Here is a 5,541-nt window from a genome sequence, read left to right on the forward strand (position 1 = left end):
CCTGGTGGTGTTGGTTTTGTCGCTTACACACAGGTTCGGCGATTTTTTTCTGTTTCCTTCTATAAATTTTTTCTACACATAAAAAAGGGGCTGTCCCGTCGATAATATCGACTTATGGGACAGCCCCCTGATTTTATAATTTGTTTGGACCTTCTCCTGGCTCAGGTACGTGCTCAAGCTCCACGTCCCCCTGGTCAATTCTTTTTGGCTCTTCTTTTACTTCTTCGAGCAGATCTTTCCATTCGGTGTTGACGCCCTGAAGTACCCTTGATACTTCTTCAAAATGAGACTTCATTTTTTTAGATGCTTCCATCAGCTGCTTCACGTCATCCGAGGCATGATCCACTACTCGTGAAAGTTCTTCTCCTGAAGCTTTCAGATGATGCACCACTTCTTCGCGATTATCCCGGACCAGTGCAATCAGGTTTTTAACCTGTACAGTTGAAGCCGAAGCCGCCCGGGTAACACCTTTTCTCGCTTTTGGACTTGATGCCACAGCCGCTGCTGCAGCCAGAAGCCCAGCAATGGAGCCGGCTGTGACCCACTTTGAATTTTTACTCATAAACGATTCCCTCCGATACTATCATTATTCACTCTGATTACCATTCTATAACAAATATCGTCAAGAACCAACTGCCCGTTCCAGATTACGCTTTCATTTGATAATTATTCTTTATACCCGCCGCTTCAATTTTGAAACATAGACGGTCATCGACTGATTCATATTTACATGAATTTCTTCATTTTTATTGCGTCCCGCTTTCCCAAGTGGTATTGTCATTCCTTGTGCACGGAATTTCTGTGTCGTCTATAACAAGGAGGATGAACATGAAACATTCAAAAATAGACTGGCCCGTTATGTTTATAAGCGGAGGGCTTCTTACCGCTTTTGTGATCGCTTCGGTGATCAATGCAGAAGCTGTAGGAAGCTTCGTTGACTGGTCCTTTACATTTGCTACAACCTATTTCGGAGCGTTCTGGCAAGTGCTGATGCTTGCGACGTTTTTAATTGCGATCGCCATCGCTTTTTCCCGTTTCGGAAAGATCAGGCTGGGTGCGATGGACAAACCGGAATTTACTACGTTTAAATGGATATCTATCATTATGTGTACGCTGCTTGCCGGCGGCGGAGTATTCTGGGCAGCGGCTGAACCTATGTACCACTTTCTGGAAACACCGCCAATGTATGAAGCGGAGCCTGGAACGGCAGGCGCCGTTATTCCTGCCATGGCACAGTCGTTCCTCGACTGGGGTTTTCTGGCCTGGGCTATACTCGGAACGCTGGCTGCCATTATTCTGATGCATGCTCACTATGATAAAGGGATGCCGCTCAAGCCGAGAACGTTGCTTTATCCTGTTTTTGGATCAAAAGTTATTCATAAAAGCACGGTCGGCACGCTCGCTGATTCGTTTTCTATTATTGCCGTAGCGGCTGGTACAATCGGACCGATCGGCTTTTTAGGCCTTCAGGCCGCCTACGGCTTTGAAGCTGTATTCGGACTTCCTAATACGTTTATCACTCAGGTTCTGATCGTCTTTGGCCTTGTATCAGTTGCTGCCATTTCGGCCGTTACAGGTGTTCATCGGGGCATTCAGTTCTTAAGCCGATGGAATGTTATCCTGACAATGTTCTTAGTAGGGGCTGTTCTGATTCTTGGTCCCGGCGGATTTATTATTGATACGTTTGTAGGCACAACCGGCGTTTACGTAAGGGACTTCTTTGAACTGAGCCTTTATCGTCAGGACCCGGCCTGGCTCTCCTTCTGGACGCTTTTCTTCTGGGGATGGTTCATCGGATATGCTCCGATGATGGCTGTGTTTATCAGCCGTATTTCAAGAGGTCGCACGATCAGGGAGCTGGTGACGGCAGTTGCTATTATCGCCCCAATTGTGACAAACTTCTGGTTTTCTGTCGTCGGCGGCTCTGGTATATTTTATGAGCTCCAGCAGGCAGGAGCTGTTTCCGGCGCACTCGATGAGGGCGGAATGCCCGCAGCTATGATCGCTATCGTGCAGCAGATGCCTTATGGGACGATTCTGGCTGTTCTGTTTCTGATTGTTACCGTCATTTTCGTTGCTACGACGAGTGACTCTATGAGTTATTCCATTTCCATGGCCGTCACGGGCGGAACAACTCCCTCCGCTGGTCTGCGCGTCTTCTGGGCTGTGCTCATGGGAGCTGTGGCATCGGTTCTCCTTTATTTAGGTGAAGGCAGCATTGATGCTCTGCAATCCTTTATCGTATTTACAGCTGTACCGGTATCTCTGCTTCTTCTGCCAACACTTTGGTCTGCACCAAAAACCGTGCGCAGAATGTACAGAGAACAATTTGACGCGCAGAACCGGTCGTAACGTTGTAATAGAAATTGAATCATTGCCATTCCAAAACGGAGGAGCCGGCTGTTGCCGGCTTCTTTTTTTATGAATAACATGAGCATACTTTTACTGTATTTAAAGACACACACCAGTAATAAAGGACGTCTTTTCGTCTCTTTATAGCCGCTTCCTCCTCCTGCCTCTTTTGATGTTAACCTTACGGGAGGCAATCACGTTTAACCCGCATCCAGATCCGGTCTCCCCGCTTGTCACCTCGAAAACATTTTATCCAAAGCAACCGATTCGAGCCGGCTGTCCATGTCAGGATAACCGGCTCAAATGTTCACGCGCTCTCTGAATGACGACCGTCTCAGCTGTCTCCCCGTTTATATGCGGAGCGATTCGTAAACGACATTCTCTCCGTCGTTCCATACGTTTACACGGCCCTGTTCTTCAAGCAGGTCCAGGTGGCCGAGTGTTTCAGAAAACGTTAAATCCGGCTGCTTGGCAAACATGCTTCCGTATACTAATTTTGTTAAGGCAGCGACTGTCATGGGCTCGTGCAACTTTGATAAAAACATATCTGCTTTCTGCAGCTGAGCGGTCAGCCTTTTCTCGATTAACGTCCTCGGCTCGGTAATCATGTCCCCATGGCCGGAATAAATAAGCGCTGCTCCGGCGCACTTTTTCAGTGACTGCCTGTAATCAAGCAGCGTTCTCGGCCGGACCGTGCTCGATAAAGATGGTGCTTCAATGATGGCATTTGAGGAGATATGTTTGATTACATGATCACCTGCCACCAAGAGTCCGTCTTCTTCACGCAGAAGGCTGATATGTGTACTCGCATGTCCTGGCGTCTCTACTACAGTCCAGCCCGGGAGCATGGATGCCTCAACAGTTTCTTCCAGTTCCTCCATCATTTCAGCAGGCTGCACGTAATCTCTGTAGCGCTTTTGCTGATGAACAATCTGCTCAATGACTTCGGGTTTCATGCCATGTGTTTTGAAAAAAGGTCTGAAGAACGATTCAATGTGCTCGTAGAGTGCTTCATCTTTTTCCAGCCATGGTTTAAGCAGTGGATGTCCGGCTGTTTTCGTTTTTCCTGTGAACATCCCGGCTAAGCCGATATGGTCGGGATGATGATGCGTCAGGATCAGGAAATCGATGTCATCAGGCTGCAATCCTCTGGCCTGAAGCCCTTTTAGCAGCGCCTGCTTCGCTTCTGGAGTGTCCGGACCTGTGTCGATTAATATATTGACATCTCCGCTTATTAAATACACATTCACATCCCCTACAAGAAACGGTGTCGGAATGATAATTCGTTCTACCTGACTTGTTTTAGAAGCAATCTGCATCCGTTTTTCCCTCCTTCAGCATTCGTTCAATATATTGTAACAAAACTTTTATCTAAATTATCTGAATTTAGTGTATACTTATCGTTGAAGTCACATAAAAAAAGGATGGAGATATATGCGACGTATAAACCGGACCAGCTTTGAAGAGCTGGTCGAACAGAATAAACGCGATATTATGAATGACCAGAAGGCTGTATCTGAAATTGAAGAAAAGCTTGATTCAAAATATGAGGAGCAGTTGAAAGCAGATTCCTGAATCTGCTTTCTTTGCGTCTTCAGGCAGTGATGCCGGGCTACTACTGATATTTTTTAAGCAGCGACTGAAATTTCAGCGCGTGTGAAACGTCACCTTTTACTTTCAGCTTTCCGCTCATGTACGCCATTGTGGCATTTAAATCGTCCTCAGCCAGCTTCTGAAAATACTCCCTGCTCATTTCGAGCACGAGTTTTGGCTCCCAGGGCGCCCCTTCCGCGTAATCAGCTGCTCCTTGATCAATCTTCAGCTGATACGTGCTCTCCTCATCTGTAATATGAAATTCATAGATGTAGGTGAGCGATTCAATATGCTGCGGGTCCGCTTCCATTTTTTCTGTAAACTGCTGCAACACTTGTGAAACTGTCATAATGTGTCCCTCCATTTGTGAATGATGATTCATTCATTATAGCCTTTCCACGTCATTTTGTATAGATTTAAACAAACAAATAAAAGGAATACAAAAGGAGCAGCAGCAGAACGCCTCCACTGAGAAGTCCAGCTGCCAGAACCGCTCCGGAAGCAGCCTGAAAGCGGCCGGTATTAATCGTTTTGCGATGCCTGAAATACAGCAGGGTACCGGTTCCAAGCACTGCTGCTCCAGCAGTAAAGGAGAGCAGACTGATCCAGATTGCCCCGCTTCCTGCGTTTCCGTCTGAAAGAAGCAGTTCAGCTCCGAACACGAGAAATCCCAGTCCCTTCATCGCAAGGGCAGTACGAACCCAGGCAAGAAACGTTCGTTCATTTGCCAGATGCTGCTGAATGTAGGAAGAATCCGGGGTAGACCCCATTCCTCCACCTCCTCTGTTGTTTTCCTCCTGACCGTGCTAAACTGAATAAGTTATGCTAGCAGACAGGAGTTTTTAACGATGCGTACGTTTTTAATTATAGCAGTATTTTACTTGGCTGGTCTCGCTGCACTTTCGTTCGGGATCAGCCTCATCATCACTGCCGGTCTTGGGGCCGGGCCCTGGGACGCTTTCTTCGTCGGTCTTTCTGAATCAATCGGACTTACAGTCGGCAGCTGGACCTTCATCGGCGGTTTTGTCTTAATTCTTATTAATGCCATGCTTTTAAAACAAAAACCTGATTTCTCTGCATTAATAACGATGTTTCTGATCGGCTCCTTTATTGATTTCTGGATGCTGATTGTACTGGCAGACGCCGTCCCGGCTTCCTTTGTTCAGCAAGCGGTTATTTTGACAGCTGGGATCCTATGCTGCGGAGCCGGTATTGCTTCTTACCTCCAATCCTCGTTTGCCCGTAATCCAATCGATCATGCGATGATTGTGTTTCATACGCTTACCGGAAAAAGTCTCGCTTTTTCCAAGACCGCTTTGGAATTGATGATTCTTGTCGCAGCCTTTTTCATAGGCGGCCCGATCGGCATTGGCACGCTTATTATTGCATTTTTAATCGGTCCTCTTATCCAGGTTTTTCACCGGCCTGTAACGGCCTTTCGAACAAAGCTTACAGCCTGACATAAGTTTAAGGGGCTGTCTCAAAAGCCCTTTATGAAACAAAAAAAGCGGTGCCGGATGTGTCCGGTTCCGCTTTTTTTGGAATGAAATGAGAAAAAGACAAAAAAACAGCAGAAAGCCGAGCGGCTCCCGGCCA

Annotated in this window: 7 protein-coding genes; 3 read left to right on the plus strand and 4 right to left on the minus strand. The window is 46.9% G+C overall.

The window, feature by feature from the left end:
• Positions 1 to 133: 133 nt before the first annotated feature.
• Positions 134 to 562: a hypothetical protein gene (locus tag HCN83_RS17680; RefSeq protein WP_168009720.1), complete on the minus strand. Its 429-nt coding sequence runs from the start codon at positions 560 to 562 to the stop codon at positions 134 to 136.
• A 266-nt stretch (positions 563 to 828) separates the two neighbouring features.
• Here HCN83_RS17680 and HCN83_RS17685 point away from each other — a divergent pair, with 266 nt between their 5' ends.
• Positions 829 to 2,352, plus strand: coding sequence for a BCCT family transporter (locus tag HCN83_RS17685; RefSeq protein ID WP_425483641.1), 1,524 nt, complete (start codon positions 829 to 831; stop codon positions 2,350 to 2,352).
• A gap of 350 nt (positions 2,353 to 2,702) precedes the next feature.
• On the opposite strand, the gene HCN83_RS17690 is transcribed toward HCN83_RS17685, so the two are convergent.
• The gene (locus HCN83_RS17690) at positions 2,703 to 3,671 is read right to left on the minus strand and encodes an MBL fold metallo-hydrolase (RefSeq protein WP_168009722.1); all 969 of its coding nucleotides are present in this window, start codon (positions 3,669 to 3,671) and stop codon (positions 2,703 to 2,705) included.
• A 115-nt stretch (positions 3,672 to 3,786) separates the two neighbouring features.
• Between HCN83_RS17690 and HCN83_RS17695 the strand changes: the two genes are divergently transcribed.
• Positions 3,787 to 3,927, plus strand: coding sequence for an FbpB family small basic protein (locus HCN83_RS17695; protein ID WP_168009723.1), 141 nt, complete (start codon positions 3,787 to 3,789; stop codon positions 3,925 to 3,927).
• A 40-nt stretch (positions 3,928 to 3,967) separates the two neighbouring features.
• Here HCN83_RS17695 and HCN83_RS17700 read toward each other — a convergent pair whose 3' ends face one another.
• Together HCN83_RS17700 and HCN83_RS17705 are read right to left on the minus strand one after the other, a co-directional pair.
• The gene (locus HCN83_RS17700) at positions 3,968 to 4,294 is read right to left on the minus strand and encodes an SCP2 sterol-binding domain-containing protein (RefSeq protein WP_168009724.1); all 327 of its coding nucleotides are present in this window, start codon (positions 4,292 to 4,294) and stop codon (positions 3,968 to 3,970) included.
• A 67-nt stretch (positions 4,295 to 4,361) separates the two neighbouring features.
• Entirely contained in the window at positions 4,362 to 4,715 is a 354-nt protein-coding gene (locus HCN83_RS17705; protein WP_168009725.1) for a YidH family protein, read from the minus strand.
• Positions 4,716 to 4,793: 78 nt separating this feature from the next.
• On the opposite strand from HCN83_RS17705, the gene HCN83_RS17710 reads away from it, so the two are divergent.
• Entirely contained in the window at positions 4,794 to 5,405 is a 612-nt protein-coding gene (locus tag HCN83_RS17710) for a YczE/YyaS/YitT family protein (RefSeq protein WP_168009727.1), read from the plus strand.
• The last annotated feature ends 136 nt before the right edge of the window (positions 5,406 to 5,541 follow it).

The sequence above is a fragment of the Alkalicoccus luteus genome (assembly GCF_012034335.1).
GTDB classification, from domain to species: domain Bacteria; phylum Bacillota; class Bacilli; order Bacillales; family Salisediminibacteriaceae; genus Alkalicoccus; species Alkalicoccus luteus_A.

What these genes read in the sequence shown, in the direction of transcription:
- HCN83_RS17690 (WP_168009722.1), bottom strand. Translation starts at nt 3,671, where the DNA reads ATGCAGATTGCTTCTAAAACAAGTCAGGTAGAACGAATTATCATTCCG.
- HCN83_RS17680 (WP_168009720.1), bottom strand. Translation starts at nt 562, where the DNA reads ATGAGTAAAAATTCAAAGTGGGTCACAGCCGGCTCCATTGCTGGGCTT.
- HCN83_RS17705 (WP_168009725.1), bottom strand. Translation starts at nt 4,715, where the DNA reads ATGGGGTCTACCCCGGATTCTTCCTACATTCAGCAGCATCTGGCAAAT.
- HCN83_RS17710 (WP_168009727.1), top strand. Translation starts at nt 4,794, where the DNA reads ATGCGTACGTTTTTAATTATAGCAGTATTTTACTTGGCTGGTCTCGCT.
- HCN83_RS17685 (WP_425483641.1), top strand. Translation starts at nt 829, where the DNA reads ATGAAACATTCAAAAATAGACTGGCCCGTTATGTTTATAAGCGGAGGG.
- HCN83_RS17700 (WP_168009724.1), bottom strand. Translation starts at nt 4,294, where the DNA reads ATGACAGTTTCACAAGTGTTGCAGCAGTTTACAGAAAAAATGGAAGCG.
- HCN83_RS17695 (WP_168009723.1), top strand. Translation starts at nt 3,787, where the DNA reads ATGCGACGTATAAACCGGACCAGCTTTGAAGAGCTGGTCGAACAGAAT.